18 protein-coding genes are annotated in these 16671 nt (G+C 68.8%); 10 read left to right on the top strand and 8 right to left on the bottom strand.

Going from position 1 to position 16671, the window contains the following annotated elements; genetic code table 11:
- Positions 1-210 precede the first annotated feature (210 nt).
- The 7 genes from ACM9LZ_RS22065 (at position 211) to ACM9LZ_RS22095 (ending at position 5220) form a co-directional block, all read left to right on the top strand.
- On the top strand, positions 211-483 hold the full coding sequence (locus ACM9LZ_RS22065) for a hypothetical protein (protein ID WP_416621687.1): 273 nt from the start codon (positions 211-213) through the stop codon (positions 481-483).
- Between the two features lie 243 nt (positions 484-726).
- Positions 727-1494: an SDR family NAD(P)-dependent oxidoreductase gene (locus tag ACM9LZ_RS22070; RefSeq protein WP_416621688.1), complete on the top strand. Its 768-nt coding sequence runs from the start codon at positions 727-729 to the stop codon at positions 1492-1494.
- On the top strand, positions 1491-2495 hold the full coding sequence (locus ACM9LZ_RS22075) for a thiamine pyrophosphate-dependent dehydrogenase E1 component subunit alpha (protein ID WP_416621689.1): 1005 nt from the start codon (positions 1491-1493) through the stop codon (positions 2493-2495). Before ACM9LZ_RS22070 ends, ACM9LZ_RS22075 begins: the two co-directional genes overlap by 4 nt.
- Positions 2495-3511, top strand: coding sequence for an alpha-ketoacid dehydrogenase subunit beta (locus ACM9LZ_RS22080; protein ID WP_416621725.1), 1017 nt, complete (start codon positions 2495-2497; stop codon positions 3509-3511). The genes ACM9LZ_RS22075 and ACM9LZ_RS22080 overlap by 1 nt, the downstream gene beginning before the upstream one ends.
- Complete coding sequence (locus ACM9LZ_RS22085; RefSeq protein WP_416621690.1) at positions 3508-3744, top strand: lipoyl domain-containing protein; 237 nt, start codon at positions 3508-3510, stop codon at positions 3742-3744. Before ACM9LZ_RS22080 ends, ACM9LZ_RS22085 begins: the two co-directional genes overlap by 4 nt.
- A complete protein-coding gene (locus tag ACM9LZ_RS22090; RefSeq protein WP_416621691.1) occupies positions 3741-4484 on the top strand; it encodes a 2-oxo acid dehydrogenase subunit E2 in 744 nt (247 codons plus the stop codon). Before ACM9LZ_RS22085 ends, ACM9LZ_RS22090 begins: the two co-directional genes overlap by 4 nt.
- On the top strand, positions 4453-5220 hold the full coding sequence (locus ACM9LZ_RS22095) for a lipoate--protein ligase family protein (protein ID WP_416621692.1): 768 nt from the start codon (positions 4453-4455) through the stop codon (positions 5218-5220). The genes ACM9LZ_RS22090 and ACM9LZ_RS22095 overlap by 32 nt, the downstream gene beginning before the upstream one ends.
- Here the strand turns inward: ACM9LZ_RS22095 and ACM9LZ_RS22100 are convergent.
- From ACM9LZ_RS22100 to ACM9LZ_RS22135, 8 genes are all read right to left on the bottom strand, one after another.
- The gene (locus ACM9LZ_RS22100; RefSeq protein WP_416621693.1) at positions 5211-5513 is read right to left on the bottom strand and encodes a hypothetical protein; all 303 of its coding nucleotides are present in this window, start codon (positions 5511-5513) and stop codon (positions 5211-5213) included. The genes ACM9LZ_RS22095 and ACM9LZ_RS22100 overlap by 10 nt on opposite strands.
- Positions 5513-5998: a M15 family metallopeptidase gene (locus tag ACM9LZ_RS22105; protein ID WP_416621694.1), complete on the bottom strand. Its 486-nt coding sequence runs from the start codon at positions 5996-5998 to the stop codon at positions 5513-5515. The genes ACM9LZ_RS22100 and ACM9LZ_RS22105 overlap by 1 nt, the downstream gene beginning before the upstream one ends.
- The gene (locus ACM9LZ_RS22110) at positions 5995-6123 is read right to left on the bottom strand and encodes a hypothetical protein (RefSeq protein ID WP_416621695.1); all 129 of its coding nucleotides are present in this window, start codon (positions 6121-6123) and stop codon (positions 5995-5997) included. The genes ACM9LZ_RS22105 and ACM9LZ_RS22110 overlap by 4 nt, the downstream gene beginning before the upstream one ends.
- 7 nt (positions 6124-6130) lie before the next feature.
- On the bottom strand, positions 6131-6586 hold the full coding sequence (locus ACM9LZ_RS22115) for a hypothetical protein (RefSeq protein WP_416621696.1): 456 nt from the start codon (positions 6584-6586) through the stop codon (positions 6131-6133).
- 324 nt (positions 6587-6910) lie between these two features.
- Positions 6911-7975 carry a replication initiation protein gene (locus tag ACM9LZ_RS22120; protein ID WP_416621697.1) on the bottom strand — a complete coding sequence of 355 codons (1065 nt, stop codon included), beginning with the start codon at positions 7973-7975 and terminating at the stop codon, positions 6911-6913.
- Positions 7976-9049: 1074 nt separating this feature from the next.
- On the bottom strand, positions 9050-9985 hold the full coding sequence (locus ACM9LZ_RS22125) for a ParB/RepB/Spo0J family partition protein (RefSeq protein WP_416621698.1): 936 nt from the start codon (positions 9983-9985) through the stop codon (positions 9050-9052).
- A complete protein-coding gene (locus tag ACM9LZ_RS22130) occupies positions 9975-10928 on the bottom strand; it encodes an AAA family ATPase (RefSeq protein ID WP_416621699.1) in 954 nt (317 codons plus the stop codon). Before ACM9LZ_RS22130 ends, ACM9LZ_RS22125 begins: the two co-directional genes overlap by 11 nt.
- Before the next feature lie 165 nt (positions 10929-11093).
- A complete protein-coding gene (locus ACM9LZ_RS22135) occupies positions 11094-11297 on the bottom strand; it encodes a YgaP family membrane protein (protein ID WP_416621700.1) in 204 nt (67 codons plus the stop codon).
- A 576-nt stretch (positions 11298-11873) separates the two neighbouring features.
- Here ACM9LZ_RS22135 and ACM9LZ_RS22140 point away from each other — a divergent pair.
- The 3 genes from ACM9LZ_RS22140 to ACM9LZ_RS22150 are packed head-to-tail and all read left to right on the top strand — an operon-like array spanning position 11874 to position 16670.
- Positions 11874-12221 carry a rhodanese-like domain-containing protein gene (locus ACM9LZ_RS22140; RefSeq protein ID WP_416621701.1) on the top strand — a complete coding sequence of 116 codons (348 nt, stop codon included), beginning with the start codon at positions 11874-11876 and terminating at the stop codon, positions 12219-12221.
- A 16-nt stretch (positions 12222-12237) separates the two neighbouring features.
- A complete protein-coding gene (locus ACM9LZ_RS22145; protein ID WP_416621702.1) occupies positions 12238-13401 on the top strand; it encodes an efflux RND transporter periplasmic adaptor subunit in 1164 nt (387 codons plus the stop codon).
- Positions 13398-16670, top strand: a complete 3273-nt coding sequence (locus tag ACM9LZ_RS22150; RefSeq protein WP_416621703.1) for an efflux RND transporter permease subunit — start codon at positions 13398-13400, stop codon at positions 16668-16670. The genes ACM9LZ_RS22145 and ACM9LZ_RS22150 overlap by 4 nt, the downstream gene beginning before the upstream one ends.
- Position 16671 lies beyond the last annotated feature (1 nt).

Consider the following 16671-nt stretch of genomic DNA (forward strand, 5'->3'; position numbering starts at 1 on the left):
CCCGCACGTGAATGGACGGCAGCCAAAGCACAGATGGCCGTCCTGTTCGGCGACAGGTTCACAAAGGCGATGAACGCCTGATTTTCAAACCGCCCACCCGAGCACGGAATTCCTGATAGTCCCGATAGTCCGAAACTGCGCACCGCGGACCGCCTCGCCAATCTTGTCGCCCTGTTCTGCATCGTCAGCTGGCGAGTGCTCTGGACGACCATGGTCGCGCGCACATACCCCGACGACGATCCGACCACCGCCCTCACCAGAACCGAAATCGCCATCCTCGACAGGCTCGTCAGCGACACGGGCAATCGCGGCGCAAAACCGGGAACCCTCCAGCTCTACCTCACAAAGCTCGCGCGCCTGGGTGGATATCTCGCCAGAGCTTCCGACCCTCTGCCAGGCAACACCGTCGTCTGGCGCGGACTACGCCGCCTCGCCGACATCCAGATCGGCGCCGACCTGAACGTCGGGGCGAGTTGTGGGTAATCGCACGGCTCACCAGAAGCGTACAGATCAAATCCATGCTTTTACACTGGACAGACGCTTACAATTCGTCGTTCAGCCGGGTGGCTGCGGCCATGCGCCTGTCAAATCCCTGTTTCGGTCTCCCCCCCGGGGAACCGCCCCTGTTCCCTGACCGACAAACTATCCGCCCCTGCCCGACAAGCCGCCCCCCGCCCTTCTTGTCCATGATCCCCGCAACGAACAGCGGGGGAGGAACCAGAACCCATGGCGAGGCGACTGGACGGCAAGGTGGCGCTGGTCACCGGGGCCGCGCGCGGCATCGGGGCCGGCATCATGGCGGCGTTCCGGCAGGAAGGCGCCGTCACCTACGGCGCCGACCTGAACGGAACGGCGGCGGGCGATGAACGGTACCTGTGCCTGGACGTGCGGCGGGAGGCGGACTGGCAGGCGGCGGAGCGGCTGATCCGCGAACGGGAGGGCAGGCTGGACATCCTGGTCAACAATGCCGGGGTGGAACTGGTGCGGCCGCTGCCGGAAATATCGCTGGCGGACTGGCGCCATGTCATGGCGGTCAATGTCGAAGGGGTGTTCCTGGGCTGCCGCATCATGCAGCCCCTGCTGGCGGCATCGGGATCGGCGGCATCGACGGCCGCCATCATCAACATTTCCTCCATCGCCGGCATCGTCGGCTATCCCGATCAGGCCGCCTACAACACCTCCAAGGGGGCCGTGCGGCACCTGACCAAGAGCCTGGCCATCGAGTTCGCGGCCCATGGCCAGCCCATCCGCGTCAATTCCATCCATCCCGGCTGCATCCGCACGCCCATGCTGGAGGAGGCGGTCGAGGGCTGGACAAGGCAGGGCCTGCTGAACCGCGACGATCCCTGGAAGGATGTCGGCGCCATGTGCCCCATGAACAAGGTGGGCGGCCCGGCCGACATCGCCATGGGCGCCGTCTATCTGGCGTCCGACGAGGCGGGGTTCGTCACGGGGATCGAACTGGTGATCGATGGCGGATGGGTGGCACGATGAACGACACGGGCAGCAACAACCACCACCGGCTCTGGATGTATGAGCAGATGGTGAAAAGCCGGCATTTCGAGGATCTGATCAAGCCGGCCTATCTGGAGGGCAAGAAGCCCCTGTTCAACATGGCCAAGGGGCCCATTCCCGGCGAGATGCACCTGTCCGACGGGCAGGAGCCCTGTGCCGTGGGTGTCTGCGCCCATCTGCGCCCGACCGACACGGTCACCGCCACCCACCGGCCCCATCATGTGGCGATATCCAAGGGCGTGGACCTGGACGCCATGGCGGCGGAGATTTTCGGCCGGGAAACGGGCCTGTCCGGCGGGCGCGGCGGGCATATGCATCTGTTCGACAAGGATGTCAATTTCTGCTGTTCGGGCATCATCGGCCAGGGGCTGGGCCCGGCGGTGGGGGCGGCCATGGCGGCGAAGCTGCGCGGGCGCGACGATGTGGCCATCGCCTTCCTGGGCGACGGCGCCGCCAACCAGGGCGCCTTCCACGAGGCGCTGAACCTGGCGGCCGTCTGGAAGGCGCCGGTGGTCTTCGTGATCGAGGATAACCGGTACGGCATCTCGGTCCCCAAGGCCGACTGCACCGCCGTGGCGCGCAATGCCGACCGCGCCGCCGCCTATGGCATGCCCGGCATCCATGTGCCCGGCAACGACCCCGACCTTGTGCATCAGGCGGCCGGGCAGGCCATCGCGCGGGCGCGGGCCGGCGAGGGGCCCAGCCTGATCGAGATCGAGACGACAAGGCTGGAGGGCCATTTCATGGGTGATGCCGAGGGATACCGCCCGCCCGGCGAGGTGGCGCTGCTGCGCGAACAGGACCCGATCCCCGCCTATCGCCGCCGGCTGCTGGCCGACGGGTTCGAGGCGGGCGAACTGGACGCGCTGGAAACGGCAGCGCGGCTGGCCGTGGAACGGGCCTTCGCCCATGCCCGCGCCGCGTCTCTGCCGGGACCGGAGCAGGCCTTCCTTCAGGTTTTTGTGGAAAGGGCCGTGTGATGCAGGCAACCCAGACGATGCGCAAGCTGACCATCGCCAAGGCCATGGCCGAGGCGATCGGCCAGGAAATGGCGCGCGACCCCGATGTGCTGGTCATGGGGGAGGATATCGGCCGCCTGGGCGGCGTGTTCGGCAATACCGCCGGCCTGCTGGACCGGTTCGGCGCCGACCGCGTGCGCGACACGCCGATATCGGAAACGGGCTTCATCGGGGCCGCCGTGGGCATGGCGGCGGCGGGCCTGAAGCCCGTGGTGGAACTGATGTTCGTGGATTTCTTCGGCGTCTGCATGGATGCCATCTACAATCTGGCCGCCAAGCAGAGCTATTTCAGCGGCGGGCGGGTGGCCTGTCCGATGGTGCTGATGACCTCCGTCGGGGGCGGCTATGGCGATGCCGGACAGCATTCGCAATGCCTTTACGCCACCTTCGGCCACCTGCCGGGGCTGAAGGTGGTGGTACCGTCCAACGCCTATGACGCCAAGGGCCTGATGCTGGCCGCCATCCGCGATCCCAACCCCGTGATCTTCATGTATCACAAGGCGCTGCAGGGGATGGGCTGGCTGGGCACCGTGCCCGGTTCCATCACCCGCGTGCCGGAAGCGGATTACGAGGTTCCCATCGGCCGGGCGGCGGTGCTGCGCGAGGGGACCGACATCACCCTGGTCGGGCTGGGCGTCACGGTGCATCACGCACTGGACGCCGCCCGCGCCCTGGAAGGGGACGGGGTGTCGGCAGAGGTGGTGGACCTGCGCACCATCGCCCCGCTGGACCGCGACACGATCCGCCGGTCGGTGGCGAAGACGGGCCGCCTGCTGGTCATCGATGATGATTACCGGAGCTGTGGCGTGGCGGGCGAGGTGATCGCCAGCGTCGCGGAGACCGGCGTGCCCCTGAAGGCGCCGCCGCGCCGGCTGGCCCATCCCGACATCCCCATCCCCTTTTCCCCGTCGCTGGAACATCACGTCCTGCCCGACGGGCAGAAGACCCTGGCCGCCGCACGCGAGGTCCTGTCATGAGCCCGACCCCCATCCTGATCCCAACTGGCCTGTGGGATGATGACAGTCCCGGCGTCATCTCCACCTGGCTGTTCGACCATGGCGACAAGGTGGCCGAAGGGGCCGTTGTCGCCGAACTGATGAACGAGAAGGTCGGTTTCGAGATCACCGCCCCGGCCGGCGGCACATTGTCGATCGAGATGCCGGCCGAGGCGGAAGTGGTGCAGGGCCAGCGCATCGGGGCCGTGGAATGACGCCCGCCGCCTCGACCCTTCCTGTCCCCTCCGCCTCCGCCTCCCTTTCCCCCTCCCCCTCCCCTTCCCTGTCCTCCATCGCACTGAAGGGCGTGCGCGGCGTGATCGCGGCGCGCATGATGGACAGCCTGCACCATTCGGCCCAACTGACCTACCATGCCGAAGCCGACATTTCGGCCCTGCTGGACCAGCGCCGGGAATGGAAGCAGGCAGGGCTGAAGATCAGCGTGGAGGATTGCGTCATCCATGCGCTGGCCCGCGTGCTGGCGGCCTTCCCCGCCTTCAACGGCGTGCTGGAGGATGGATTATTCACGCCATCGGCCGGGCTGGATCTGTCCGTCGCCATCACCACGCCGGGCGGCCTGATGACGCCCGTGCTGCGCGGCGCCTCCACCCTGTCGCTGGCGGGGATCGCGGCGGCGCGGGCCGATCTGGTGGCGCGGGCCCAGGCCGGAAAGCTGGCCGTGTCGCAGATGAGGGGCGGCAGCTTCACCCTGTCCAATCTGGGCACCACGCGGGTGCGCTTCTTCACCCCCATCCTGAACCGGCCGCAGGTGGCGCTGCTGGGGCTGGGCCGGGTCGATCCCGTGCTGGTGCCCGACGGGGCCGGCGGCGGGCGCACCGTCCAGCGCCTGGGCCTGTCGCTGACGGCCGACCACCGGCTGCTGGACGGTTATCCCTGCGGTCAGTTCCTGGAAGGGCTTTGCCATGCTGTTGAGCGGTTCGAGGCGGCTGTCTGACCTGGCCTTCCTGGTCGTGGCGGGACTGGAACGGCATGTGGGCCGGCAGCATCTGGAACGGCCGGCGGCCGATGTGCAGATGCTGGTGGATGGCGACCTGTCGCTGCTGGCCCGTCTGATGGGGACCGGGCAGCCCGGCCTGCGCTGGCGCTGCTGGCAGAACCGGCATTGCCTGGTCGTGCCGCGCAACTGGTCGCGCCTGCCGGGCTTCCGCGATGCCGTGCTGGACTGCCCCCTGCCCGTGGCGCTGCGTGCATCGGGCGGCAGTGCCGTCACCCATGGGCCGCACATCCTGAATATCAGCCTGTGCTGGCTGGCCATGGCGGCCGATGGGGTGGGCATCCAGCAGGGCTATGCCCGCCTGACCGGCCCGATCCTGGCCACCCTGGCCGATATGGGCGTGGCGGCGGATCTGTCGCGCGTGGCGGGCGCCCATTGCGACGGCCATTGCAATCTGGTGCATGACGGTCGCAAACTGGCCGGCACGGCCGGGTTGATCCGCCCGGCCGGCGGGATGCGCGGCCTGCTGCTGCATGCCAGCCTGACACTGGCATCGCTGGATGGCGACCTGGACATCATCATGGGGTTTGAACGGCGGATGGGCCGCGTGGCCGATTACCGCCCCGATGCGCATGTGTCACTGTCGGCCGCCCTGCGCGGCGACACCCTGTCCGCCTTGCCGGCCCCGGCCGAGAGGCGGGACCGGGCGGACAGGGGGACGGCCCGTCACGGATGATCGGGCGCAGGCGGGTGGCCGGCATGGGGTGCGCCCCGGCGCAGGGCCAGCCAGCCGCCGACCCGTTCCGCCGATGCCCCGGTCAGGTAGAGCCCGACGGCCAGCACCATCATGTCGGCCCCCGTCTCCACCAGCCGCAGCCCCATCGCCTCGCCCAGCGGCAGGGCGATGCCGGCGGCCAGTGTGGCGGCACCGGCCAGGAACAGGGCCGCGGTGGTCCCGAAGCGGCGGGCCGGCCAGGGGGGCGTGTCGGGCAGCAGGGGCGGTACGGGCTGCAGGGGCGGCCGGCGCATCAGGCCGCCGCACGGCCGGCCGCGGCGGGCACCGGCAGTTCGAAATGCGGCCCGTCCAGAAAGGGGCGGCCCCCCGCGGCACGGCGGCGGTCGGCATAGGCCTGCGACACGGCCTCGGGATCGGCATCGCCCGTGTCGGTCAGCGCCACATCCCACGCCCCGCCCCAGCGCAGCGGCACCTGTTCCAGCCGCCCGGCCTGACGCATGGCCGCCGCCACGCGATGGACCAGCGGCCAGTCCCAGCGCAGGGCGCCGCCCACCCAGGGCGCCAGATCCACGGCATGGCCCGTGATATGGCGGCTGGCCATCGTCCGGCTGGCCCCGGCGGCCAGCAATTCGCGTTGCCGCGCCACCGTGCGCCGCCCTTCCACGACGCTGAAATCCACGGCGCTGACGGTGATGGCGCGTTTTACGACACGCACCAGATCGGGATGCACGCCTTCCAGGCGCGACAGGCTGGTCCGGCCCAGGATGAACATGGTCATTTCTCCTTCAGGGGTTCGGGGTTGGCGGGGTCGGACAGGGCATCCCGCATCAGGCCCGCCACGCGGTCCAGCCGGTCCCGGCAATCGGCCCCCGCATCGGCCAGCGCCAGGATGTAGCGGGCCACCGCCCGGTCATCCGCCGCGGCCGGCGGCGGCGCGGGTTCCGGCCGGCAAGCCAGCAGGGCCGGCGGCACCGTCACCGGTTCCAGCCGGATTGCCGTCACCGGCGGGGCCGGCCCGCCGGCGCAGGCCGTCAAGCACAGCAGCCACAGCGGCGCTGTCCGCACAGGCATGTGTCGCAGGCGCATTCTCCACCCTCCGCTCTATGGCCATGGATGCGTGCATCCGTTCCCGTTCCGCGGCGGCGGCGGCCGTGACGGCCGCCAGGTCGCGCCCGGCCCGCCGGGCCATGGCCTCCACCGCCTGGGCATTGCGCGCCGCCGTTTCCCGCGCCAGGGCCGCCTCCAGCCGCGCACCCTCCAGTGCCCGTCCGCGGCCATGCCAGGACCAGCCCGCCAGCAGCAGGCCGGACAGCGCCACCAGGGCCAGCCACCGGCCGGACAGCAGCGAACCCAGCACCCCGATCATGCCCACAGGTGCCGCCCCGGCATGCGGTGCGGGTGGAAAACAGGCCAGCCCATGCGCGTCTCTCCCTGGTGTGATGCCGGGGTCGGAAAATCCTGACCCCGGCATCCGCGCCGACGGGCGCGGATGCCGCCCATGCCGCCGATGTCTGCAAAAAATCCTGACATGTCAGGATTTGCAGGCACCCGGATGCACGCACACGCCAAGACGCCCCGGTCCCTTCATGGGGAACCGGGGCGTCTGCCGATCGGATGCGGTTGATGATGGATCAGGAATATAGGAATATTATCCCTTCTGTCAAGCGGAAACGGCCGGCAGGCTGCTGCCCTACCCTTCCCCCTCGGCCGCGGTCCGGGGCAGCCGCACGCGCAGCCGCTCCTCCTCCACGATGACCTCGGCCAGGGCCGGCACCCATTTCTTCAGGTTTTCCTTGGCCGTGGCGGCGGCCGGCAGGGTCATGCCCAGTTGCTCGGCCCGGCGGGCCCAGTCCATGCGCTTGGACACGTCGGCCCCCTCCAGGAAGCGCAGTGCGGCCTCTGCCTTCAGTGCGAAGGCCCCATCCTCCTTGGCGGCGCGGCGTTCGCCCCGGCGCTGTGCCTTGGGCTTGGCGATCTCCTTCACGGCGCGTTCGGCATCGTCGGCATTCTTGCGCCAGATGCGGAAAACACAACCGACCACGCGCCCGCCACCACGGCCGCCGCCCTGCCGGATCTCGTGCAGGGTGGCCGTGAACTCGCCCAGCCGGCTGATCTCCTCCAGCGCGGGGTCGAGCGCGTATTTGCGCAGGTCCTTCCAGTCCTTCAGCTTGTCCAGGCAGCCCAGGACGCCGCGCAGCTCCTCCACCTTGGCCTGCCAATAGGGTTCAGCCGCGTTGCGGTCGGCATAGCGTTTCAGCACCTCGTACAGGGTCAGGGCATATTTGCTGTCGAACTCGTAGATGATGCGCAGGGACAGGTAGGAATAAAGCGCGGGCTCGCGCAGCCGCTCGGACACCCAGCTATGGAAGGTGTAGGTCAGGGTCCCACCCTCGATCCGGCAGGGCCCCAGCAATTGCGCGCTCTCCCACCCGGCCGTGCCGTCGGAGCGCAGATAGTTGAACTGGCACAGGACCTTCTGCAGGGTTTCGATGCTGGCCTTCAGGCGGGTATTGTTGACATCGGCCGTGCCGTCCCGCACCTCCGCCGCGAACCGGCGGATGGAAGCCAGCTCGATCGAATGGCTTTCCACACGGCCCAGATTCTCGTACGCATGGGCCAGCAGGTGGTTGAACAGCCGCCGGTCGGCCAGCGTCAGGTCGGCATCGGCCTTGATCTCCACCGCGCCCGTGGCCTTCACGAGCGTGAGCGGGGTCTTGCGGGCCGCCGGGCCGGGGCTGGGTGGTTTCGCTGCCATGGCGGAATTGTAGGTCGGAGCCGGGGGGCCAGCAACTCCGAATTGCCGGCCCGGCCCCTGGCCAGACCTCCCGTTCGTCTCTGGCCAAACCTCCCGTTCACCCCTGGCAAAACCTCCGGGAAGGGCTGGCAAAACCTCCCGGCAACTGTCAGCAAGTATATGGAATTGCTGGCGGATTTCGCCCTTAGGAATCTTGTTAGGAATCAAAGGAGTCAAAGGAAAGGGCGCAAGGAAGGGGGATTCGGAGAAATAGCCAGGGTTCGATTGCTGCGTTTTTCCCGAACATCGCAGCCCCCATTCGGAGTTTTGGCCAGCATTCAGCCGGGTTTCCCCCCGTCGGCAGCACCGGGCAGGTTCCATCCGGCGTCGAAGGACCCCGAATCGGGCCGGACCGAGCGCCCGGCATTCGGAGATTGCGCCAGGGGCGCGGCGGAACGGGCCTTCTTGGCCATTCGCGATGCATGCGGAATCCCCCATGGACATTTCCCCCATTCGGAGTTTTGGCCAGCCCCCGAAAAACCCCAGCGAATCCGCGCCTTCCAGACCGGTCGATTCGGAGTTGTCGACAGGGGGGTCTGTGCATTCGGAGAAATGGCCAGGGCACATCCATTCGGAGTTTTGGCCAGTCCACATCAACCCGCGATGCCGGTCGCAATACAGGAATTCTGGCTGGTGATTGACGGTTTGTGGGATCATCCTCATGACTCCGCACTATAAAAGGATTTTCATCCTATACTAGGCGAAGTCGAATGGCAATCTTCTTCACGCATGGCTTCCTGACACCGGCGGATCAACGGCGAGATGCGCGCATTGGGCAGGGTTTGGGCACGGGGCAGCGTGTGGACACCGCCGGCCGGAACCCTGCGGGGACGCAGGGGCGGTGACGACCGCCGGGCGGATGGCATGCCCCTGCTGCCCCCTCCCCTTCCTCCCCTTCCCCTTCCCTTCCTCCCCGTTCCCCTCCCCCTTCCTTGCACAGCCTGCCGTGCCTCTCCCCGGCTTCCCTCTGTGGGGTGGTTTCGCCCCGCCCTGCGCTCCCGATCCTGCGGGCCTGTTCAGCCCGCGATGGCTTGGCTATTCCCCCAGCACGTCATTCAGATGGTCGCGCAGTTCCCGCAGGCGGATACGCTGGGGATCGGACAGGACGGCGCGCACAGGGGCGACGGGGGGAAGGGTCAGGCTGGTGCGGATCAGGCGGCCCAGATAATCCAGGGCGGCAGCGCGCTCGCCCATGGCATCGGCCCGGGCACCGGCCGGGCTGCGCGCATCCTCCGGCCGGCCGGCCGCGCGGGCCGGGGGGCGTGCGGCGCGGATGGCCCGCTCCCCCGCCCCCGCCCGGACCTGTTCCCACAGGCGGCGCTGTTGGGCCGGGTCCTCCTCCCGCGCGATCTGCAGCAGGATGGTGCGGGGCGGTACGTCGCCCCCCTTCTCCATATCGGCCAGCAGGTCGGCCGGCAGGGTCAGGATGCGCAGCGTCTCGTTCACGCGCACCCGGCTGCGACCCAGCAGATCGGCGGCCTGCCCCTGGCTGTAGCCATGGGTCTGCATCAACGCCTGGATGCCGCGCGCCTCTTCCAGCGGGGTCAGATCGACGCGCTGGATATTCTCGATCAGCGCGATTTCGGCCGGGTCGCCATCCACCACGATGGCGCGGATGCGGTCGCGCCCGGCCAGCCGGCTGGCCCGCCAGCGGCGCTCCCCGGCCACGATGTCATAGCTGGCCCCCTCCCCGTCCCCTTCGCCTTCGCCTTCGCGGCGGCGTACCAGGATGGGTTGCAGCACGCCGCGCGCCGCGATGGACGCCGCCAGGGCCTGCAGCTCCCCTTCGTCGAAATGCCGGCGCGGCTGGTCGGCGCGGGGATGCAGCCGGTCCAGGTCCACCTCGAACATCTGCCGGAAATCGGCGCTGCGCTGGAAATGCGCGCTGGTCCCCTGCGGGGCCGCCGCGGTGCCGGCGGAAACCTTCACGGTCTGGTTCAGCGGGCTTTTGGGGTTGGCCTTAAGCTTCATGGCCGATCTCCTCCGCCAGGTTCAGGTAACCCTGCACGACGGGATTGTCGCGGGGCAGGGCGCGCACGGCGACCACGCCATTATAGACGGCCTGGTCCATCTGGGTCGTCTTGCGGATCGGCTCGAACACCCGCACGCTGTCGCTGTAGGTGGCCAGCAATTGCTGCAACGTGGCCTGCTGCACCGACGTGTTGGCCTCGAACCGGTTGGGCAGGATGCCCAGCACGTTCAGTTCCGGGTTCTCATAGATCCGGATCTGATCGATGGTGCGCAGCAGCAGCGGCACCCCGGGCACGTCCAGCGGGGCCGGAACCACGGGGATCAGGATGTCGGTGGCCGCCACCAGCGCATTGCGCGTCAGTACGCCCAGATGCGGCGGCGTGTCGATGATGATCTCGTCATAGCCCTGTCTGACGTCAGACAGGGCACGGGCCAGCCGCTTTTCCGGCCCCGGTTTCGACAGGACCGACACTTCGAATTCCGCCAGGGAAATGTCACTGGGCGCGATGTCGATGCCGGCCACGGCCACGATGATGGAGGCAAGCGGCCGCCGTTCGTCCAGCACGGCACCCAGCACGGCGCCGTCGGCCATGCAGCGTTCCAGATCGACGCCGGCGGCCAGGGTCACGCTGGCCTGCGGGTCGGCATCGACCAGCAGCACGCGCTTGCCCATCATGGCGAAGGCATGGGCCAGGTTCAGCGCTGTGGAGGATTTGGTCTGGCCGCCCTTCTGGTTGGCGATGGCGATGATGCGGGCCCGCGTGCGTGTGCCGCGCCGCATGAAATCGGCCACCGGGTCGGGCACGGCTTCCCTGCCGTTTTCCCAGCGGCTGACCTTCGCCTTGTCATAGGAACGGCCCAGCCGGCCATTCAGCAGGGCGGCGAAATCCTCCTGCGACAATCCACGCTTGCGGCGGTAGGCCTTCAGCAAATCCCCTTGCATGCGCCCTTCTCCTTGGCCCCGGCATCTTCCTATCAGGTGCCGCAGGGCGGGGGCCCTGTCAAGCCAAGGTTGATGGAAAAGCATCAACATTGACCCTTCCGCCCCCCCTGTCTGACGTCAGACAGGAGGGGCGGAGCAGGGTGCAGGCGGGGGGCGGGGGCTGGATCAGCGGAAGGCGCAACCGGCCGGCAGGCCCAGCCGGCGGAAGAGGATGGCCGCGGGACAGAAGCCCGTGAACCCGGCCTGCAACAGGTTCAGCCCGATGAACAGGGTCAGCAGCAGCCAGGCGGGACCGATGAACCAGGCCAGTGCCACGCTGACCAGGACCATGACCCCGGCGAAGGACAGGACGGCCTTGTCGACATTCATGATGATGTTCCTTGTGTTGTTATGGGAAGCGCCGCAGCGGCGGTCGCCGCCGGACCCACTTGCGATGAGTTCTACTCATCGCAAGTGGGTATAAGTTCTCTGCGTTCTCAGCATGGTTTGTGTTCATTGCGTCACCCCGGCCCCGGCATCGATCAGGCGGACATCCCGGCGCGCGATAAGGGGAAGAGGGATGGACTCTATTCCAGATTGTTCATTTTAACGGAAAACACCAATAAGGTTGTTTGGCGGAAGCCACGTCCGGGTGCGCTGACCGGCAAGGGTCAGCCGGTCCTGCGGTTGCGCTCGGGCCGGCAAATCATGGACCATCATGCTTCCTCCTCCCTGACGCCGCCCCCTTTTGCCGGGGCCTGTTGCCAGACGGGTGGCCAGGCGGTGTCAGATGGAGAACGTCCGACTGGTCGGTTGGATGGTGCAGGATATGTATATTCGTATCTATGAAGATATTGAATATTTGCCGCCCCGGCATGTGCGCAGGTCATATGTCCCTGGATTGACGAGCAGGGTGCCGCAGCGTTACCTTCAAATATGCGAATATAATAAGGCAAGGAAGAAGCCATGCCCGTCGACCTGTCCCCCGCCACCGTTGACGGCCTGCTGGCCGACCGGGCCATCCTGCTGGTGGATGTGCGTGAGCCGCAGGAATATGCGGCCGTGCGCATCCATGGCGCGCTGTTGCTGCCATTGTCCAGCTTCGATCCGCTGGCCCTGCCGCCGGCGGATCGGGTGCGCGTCATGTTCCATTGCGGGTCGGGCAAGCGGTCGGCCATGGCCGTGGCGCGCTGCCGACAGGCCGGGCTGGACCATGGCGAACATATGGCCGGCGGGATCCAGGCCTGGATCGCCGCGGGCCTGCCCACGGTGACGCTGGACCCGGCCAGCGGCGGCGTGATCGACCGGCGTTGAGCGGGGAGGGGGCACGATGCGTATCCGCCTGTACCGGCCTTCGGCCGCACCGCCGGTCCCGCTGCCCATTCCCGCCCTGTCAAGGCCAGTGGCGCCCCTGCTGCTGGCCCTGGCGCTGATGGCGGGAACGGCACCGCCGGGCCGGGCCGTACAGCCCGAGGCCGTCCCGCCAGCGGGCCAGAGGGTGACGCCGGCACAGGCGCCGGCGCCGCCAGCGGGACGGGATGATTTCACGGTCGTCGTGCGGCCACTGCCCGACGAGAAGGCGGTCTTCGCCACGGTGGAAAGCGTGAACCGGGTGCCGGCCCGCGTGCGCACGGGCGGCACGATCACGGGCCTCTCGGTGCGTGAGGGCGATGCCGTCACGGCGGGCCAGGTGATCGCCACCATCGGTGACCAGAAGCTGGCCTTGCAGCAGGGCGCGCAGGAGGCCCAGATTGCCGCCGCCCGTGCCCAGGTGGAACAGGCCCGCACCGATCTGGACCGGGCGGAGGAACTGGCCCGCAACGGCTATGTCACGCGCCAGCGGTTGGACGAGCTGCGCACGGCTGCCAATGTCGCGGCCAATGCCCTGAAGGCCCGGCTGGCCGAGCGCGCCGTGCTGGGCCAGCAGATGAACGAAGGCCAGGTCCTGTCCCCCGCGGCCGGCCGGGTGCTGAGCGTGCCCGTCACGCCCGGCACGGTGATGATGCCGGGGGAGGTGGTGGCCCTGATCGCGCAGCGTGACTATGTCCTGCGCCTGTCGGTGCCCGAGCGCCATGCCGCCCATCTGAAGCCGGGCGACCCCGTGCGCCTGGACGGGGAGGACCTGCTGCCCGCCCCGGCTGCTGCCACCGGTGCCCATGCCGGCGCGACCGGGCAGGGGGCCATCACCCTGGTCTATCCGCAGATCACCGATGGCCGGGTGCAGGCCGATGCAAGCGTGGCGGGGCTGGGTGACTACAATGTGGGCCAGCGGGTGCGCGTCTGGGTTCCGGCCGGGGAACGGCCGACCCTGGTCGTGCCGGCCGCCCGGCTGACCACGCGCTTTGGGCTGGATTATGCCCATCTGCGCCGGCAGGGCGGCCAGGTGGTGGCGGTGCCGGTCCAGCGCGGCCAGCCCCGGCCGCTGCCCGGCCTGCCGGACGGGGTGGAGATCCTGTCCGGCCTTTCCGACGGTGACATCCTGGTGCAGCCATGAGACCCGGCCTTTCAGGGCATCTGACACGGGCGACCATCCGGTCGCCGCTGACGCCGCTGTTCCTGCTGGCGGCGTTTGTCGCGGGGCTGATCGCGCTGGCCCTGATCCCGCGGGAGGAGGAGCCGCAGATCAGCGTGCCCATGGTCGACATCCTGGTCGCGGCCGACGGGCTGCGCGCCGCCGACGCGGCCGAGCTGGTCACCCGTCCGCTGGAGGCCCTGGTCAAGGGTGTCAACGGCGTCGATCATGTCTATAGCCAGACGGAGGATGACCGCGTCATGGTGACGGCGCGGTTCCGGGTGGGCACGTCGGAGGATGACGCCATCCTGCGCATCCATGCCAAGGTGCGCGCCCATCTGGACGAGATCCCCACGGGCATTCCCGAGCCGCTGATCGTGGGCCGCGGCATCAATGACGTGGCCATCGTCACCCTGACCCTGTCACCACGGCCCGACCTGGCCGACCGCTGGACCGCCAGCGACCTGGGCAACCTGGCCGAAAAGCTGCGCGGCGAACTGGTGAAGGTGCCCGATATCGGTCCCACCTATCTGTCAGGACGGGTGCGGGCGCAGTTGCGGGTGGAGCCGGACCCCGAACGGCTGGCCCTTTACGGCATCACGCTGGAACAATTGACGGCCAAGCTGGCCGGGGCCAACCGGTCCTTCCTGGCCGGGCGGCTGCTGGATGGCGGGCGCAGTGTCACGGTGGCGGCAGGCCAGACCCTGACGGGTCTGCCCGATATCGGCCTTCTGCTGATCGGCAGCCGGGACGGCCGCCCGGTCTATGTCCGCGATGTGGCCGACATCGTGCTGGACGGCACGCCGGTGGAGCAATCGGCCTGGGCCATGGTGCGGGCACCCGGGGAAGGGGTGCGGGCACCCGGGGAAGGAGTGCGGGCGGCGGCGGATGGCGGGCAGGGGGATTGGGTGCGCGTGCCGGCCGTCACGGTGGCGCTGGCCAAGCGTGCCGGCGCCAATGCCGTCACCGTGGCCGACGCCATCCTGAACCGGGTGGACGGGCTGCGCGGCCGCCTGATCCCCGACGGGGTGCAGGTGGAGGTGACGCGCGATTACGGCGCCACCGCCGCGGAAAAGGCCGACGAGCTGCTGTTCCATCTGGGTCTGGCCACCCTGTCCATCGTGGCGCTGATCTGGTGGGCCATCGGCCGGCGAGAGGCGCTGGTGGTGCTGGTGGTCATTCCCGTCACCATCCTGATGACGCTGTTTTCGGCCCATCTCATGGGCTACACGGTGAACAGGGTCAGCCTGTTCGCCCTGATCTTCGCCATCGGCATCCTGGTCGATGATGCCATCGTGGTGGTGGAGAACATTGCCCGCCACTGGGCCATGCGCGACGGGCGCGACCGGCTGACCGCCGCGGTGCAGGCTGTGGCGGAGGTGGGCAACCCCACCATCGTGGCCACGCTGACCGTCATCGCCGCCCTGCTGCCCATGCTGTTCGTGTCGGGCATGATGGGGCCCTACATGGCGCCCATCCCCGTCAATGCGTCGGCTGCCATGCTGTTCAGCTTCTTCGCGGCCATGGTGCTGGCGCCCTGGCTGATGCTGAAGCTGACGCCGGCGGCCCGGGGGGAGAGTGAAGGCCCAGACCATGCGGGTGGGCATGATGGCGGTGCGCTGGGGCGGCTTTACCGCCGCGTTGCGACGCCGCTTCTGTCCTCCCGCCGCAATGCCGGGCTTTTCCTGGCCCTGGTGGGCGTCGCCACGCTGGCGGCCCTGGGCCTGTTCGCCACGAAAGGCGTGACGGTCAAGCTGCTGCCGTTCGACAACAAGTCGGAACTGTCCATCGAACTGAACCTGCCGCGCGGCGCCAGCCTGGCCGATACCGAGCGGCTGCTGTTCCAGGCGGCGGAAATCGCCGGCACCCTGCCGGAGGTGCGATCGGCCCAGATCTATGCCGGCACCGCGGCGCCGTTCAATTTCAACGGCCTGGTGCGGCACAGCTTTCTGCGGGCCAGCCCCGACCGTGGCGATGTACAGGTGAACCTGGCGCCCAAGGGCGACCGGGATCGCGCCTCCCACGCCGTGGCGCTGGACCTGCGGCGGCGGCTGCTGGCCGGGCTGGTGCTGCCGCCGGGTGCGGTGCTGAAGGTGGTGGAGGTGCCGCCCGGCCCGCCCGTGCTGGCCACCCTGCTGGCGGAGATCTATGGCCCCGACGCCGCCACCCGCCGCGCCGTGGCGCAGGAGGTGCGCCGGCTGTTCGCCACCATCCCCTTCATCACCGATATCGACGACAGTTTCGGCACCCCCCAGCCGCGCCTGCGCCTGTCCATCGACCAGGACCGGCTGGAATTTCTGGGCGTGGAGCAATCGGCCGTGCATGACGCCATCCGGTCCGTGCTGGGCACGACGCCCGTCGGCTATTCCCACCGCGGCGGGGGGCGGCTGCCGCTGGATATCAGCGTGGCGCTGCCGCTGGATGCGCGGGCCTGGACGGCGCGGCTGGCCGCCACGCCCGTGCCGGCCAACGCCATTCCCGGTTCCGCCCGCGTCGTGGAACTGGGCGAGCTGGTCCGTGTCACGCGGGAAGAAGGGTCGCCCGTGCTGTTCCGCCGCGACGGCTATTTCACCGACATGGTCACGGCCGAACTGGCGGGCCGGTTCGAGGCGCCGATCTATGGCATGGGTGCGGTGGCCGATGCCATCGCGGCCCATGATTGGGGAGAGCTTCCCCGGCCCGTGATCCGGCTGGCCGGACAGCCGGCCGATGAAAGCGTGCCCACCCTGCTGTGGGATGGGGAATGGGAGGTCACCTATGTCACCTTCCGCGACATGGGGGCCGCCTTCGGTGTGGCCATCCTGGCCATCTATGTGCTGGTGGTGGCCCAGTTCGGCAGTTTCCGCCTGCCGCTGGTCATCCTGACGCCGATCCCGCTGACGCTGATCGGCATCATGGCCGGGCATTGGCTGCTGGGGGCCGCCTTCACGGCCACCTCCATGATCGGGTTCATCGCGCTGGCCGGCATCATCGTGCGCAATTCCATCCTGCTGGTGGATTTCATCCGCCACGGGGCGGGGCAGGGGCACAGAATGCGCCAGGTGCTGCTGGAAGCCGGGGCCGTGCGGTTCAAGCCCATCCTGCTGACGGCGCTGGCCGCCATGATCGGTGCGGCGACCATCCTGACCGACCCCATCTTCCAGGGGCTGGCCGTTTCCCTGCTGTTCGGGCTGGCATCATCGACGCTGCTGACGGTGCTGGTGATCCCTGCCATCTATATCGTGCTGCGCGACGGGGACAGGGTTGTGTGAC

This window comes from Niveispirillum fermenti, from assembly GCF_048066175.1.
GTDB lineage: Bacteria > Pseudomonadota > Alphaproteobacteria > Azospirillales > Azospirillaceae > Niveispirillum > Niveispirillum fermenti.

What these genes read in the sequence shown, in the direction of transcription:
- ACM9LZ_RS22065 (WP_416621687.1), top strand. Translation starts at nt 211, where the DNA reads ATGGTCGCGCGCACATACCCCGACGACGATCCGACCACCGCCCTCACC.
- ACM9LZ_RS22070 (WP_416621688.1), top strand. Translation starts at nt 727, where the DNA reads ATGGCGAGGCGACTGGACGGCAAGGTGGCGCTGGTCACCGGGGCCGCG.
- ACM9LZ_RS22075 (WP_416621689.1), top strand. Translation starts at nt 1,491, where the DNA reads ATGAACGACACGGGCAGCAACAACCACCACCGGCTCTGGATGTATGAG.
- ACM9LZ_RS22080 (WP_416621725.1), top strand. Translation starts at nt 2,495, where the DNA reads ATGCAGGCAACCCAGACGATGCGCAAGCTGACCATCGCCAAGGCCATG.
- ACM9LZ_RS22085 (WP_416621690.1), top strand. Translation starts at nt 3,508, where the DNA reads ATGAGCCCGACCCCCATCCTGATCCCAACTGGCCTGTGGGATGATGAC.
- ACM9LZ_RS22090 (WP_416621691.1), top strand. Translation starts at nt 3,741, where the DNA reads ATGACGCCCGCCGCCTCGACCCTTCCTGTCCCCTCCGCCTCCGCCTCC.
- ACM9LZ_RS22095 (WP_416621692.1), top strand. Translation starts at nt 4,453, where the DNA reads ATGCTGTTGAGCGGTTCGAGGCGGCTGTCTGACCTGGCCTTCCTGGTC.
- ACM9LZ_RS22100 (WP_416621693.1), bottom strand. Translation starts at nt 5,513, where the DNA reads ATGCGCCGGCCGCCCCTGCAGCCCGTACCGCCCCTGCTGCCCGACACG.
- ACM9LZ_RS22105 (WP_416621694.1), bottom strand. Translation starts at nt 5,998, where the DNA reads ATGACCATGTTCATCCTGGGCCGGACCAGCCTGTCGCGCCTGGAAGGC.
- ACM9LZ_RS22115 (WP_416621696.1), bottom strand. Translation starts at nt 6,586, where the DNA reads ATGATCGGGGTGCTGGGTTCGCTGCTGTCCGGCCGGTGGCTGGCCCTG.
- ACM9LZ_RS22120 (WP_416621697.1), bottom strand. Translation starts at nt 7,975, where the DNA reads ATGGCAGCGAAACCACCCAGCCCCGGCCCGGCGGCCCGCAAGACCCCG.
- ACM9LZ_RS22125 (WP_416621698.1), bottom strand. Translation starts at nt 9,985, where the DNA reads ATGAAGCTTAAGGCCAACCCCAAAAGCCCGCTGAACCAGACCGTGAAG.
- ACM9LZ_RS22130 (WP_416621699.1), bottom strand. Translation starts at nt 10,928, where the DNA reads ATGCAAGGGGATTTGCTGAAGGCCTACCGCCGCAAGCGTGGATTGTCG.
- ACM9LZ_RS22135 (WP_416621700.1), bottom strand. Translation starts at nt 11,297, where the DNA reads ATGAATGTCGACAAGGCCGTCCTGTCCTTCGCCGGGGTCATGGTCCTG.
- ACM9LZ_RS22140 (WP_416621701.1), top strand. Translation starts at nt 11,874, where the DNA reads ATGCCCGTCGACCTGTCCCCCGCCACCGTTGACGGCCTGCTGGCCGAC.
- ACM9LZ_RS22145 (WP_416621702.1), top strand. Translation starts at nt 12,238, where the DNA reads ATGCGTATCCGCCTGTACCGGCCTTCGGCCGCACCGCCGGTCCCGCTG.
- ACM9LZ_RS22150 (WP_416621703.1), top strand. Translation starts at nt 13,398, where the DNA reads ATGAGACCCGGCCTTTCAGGGCATCTGACACGGGCGACCATCCGGTCG.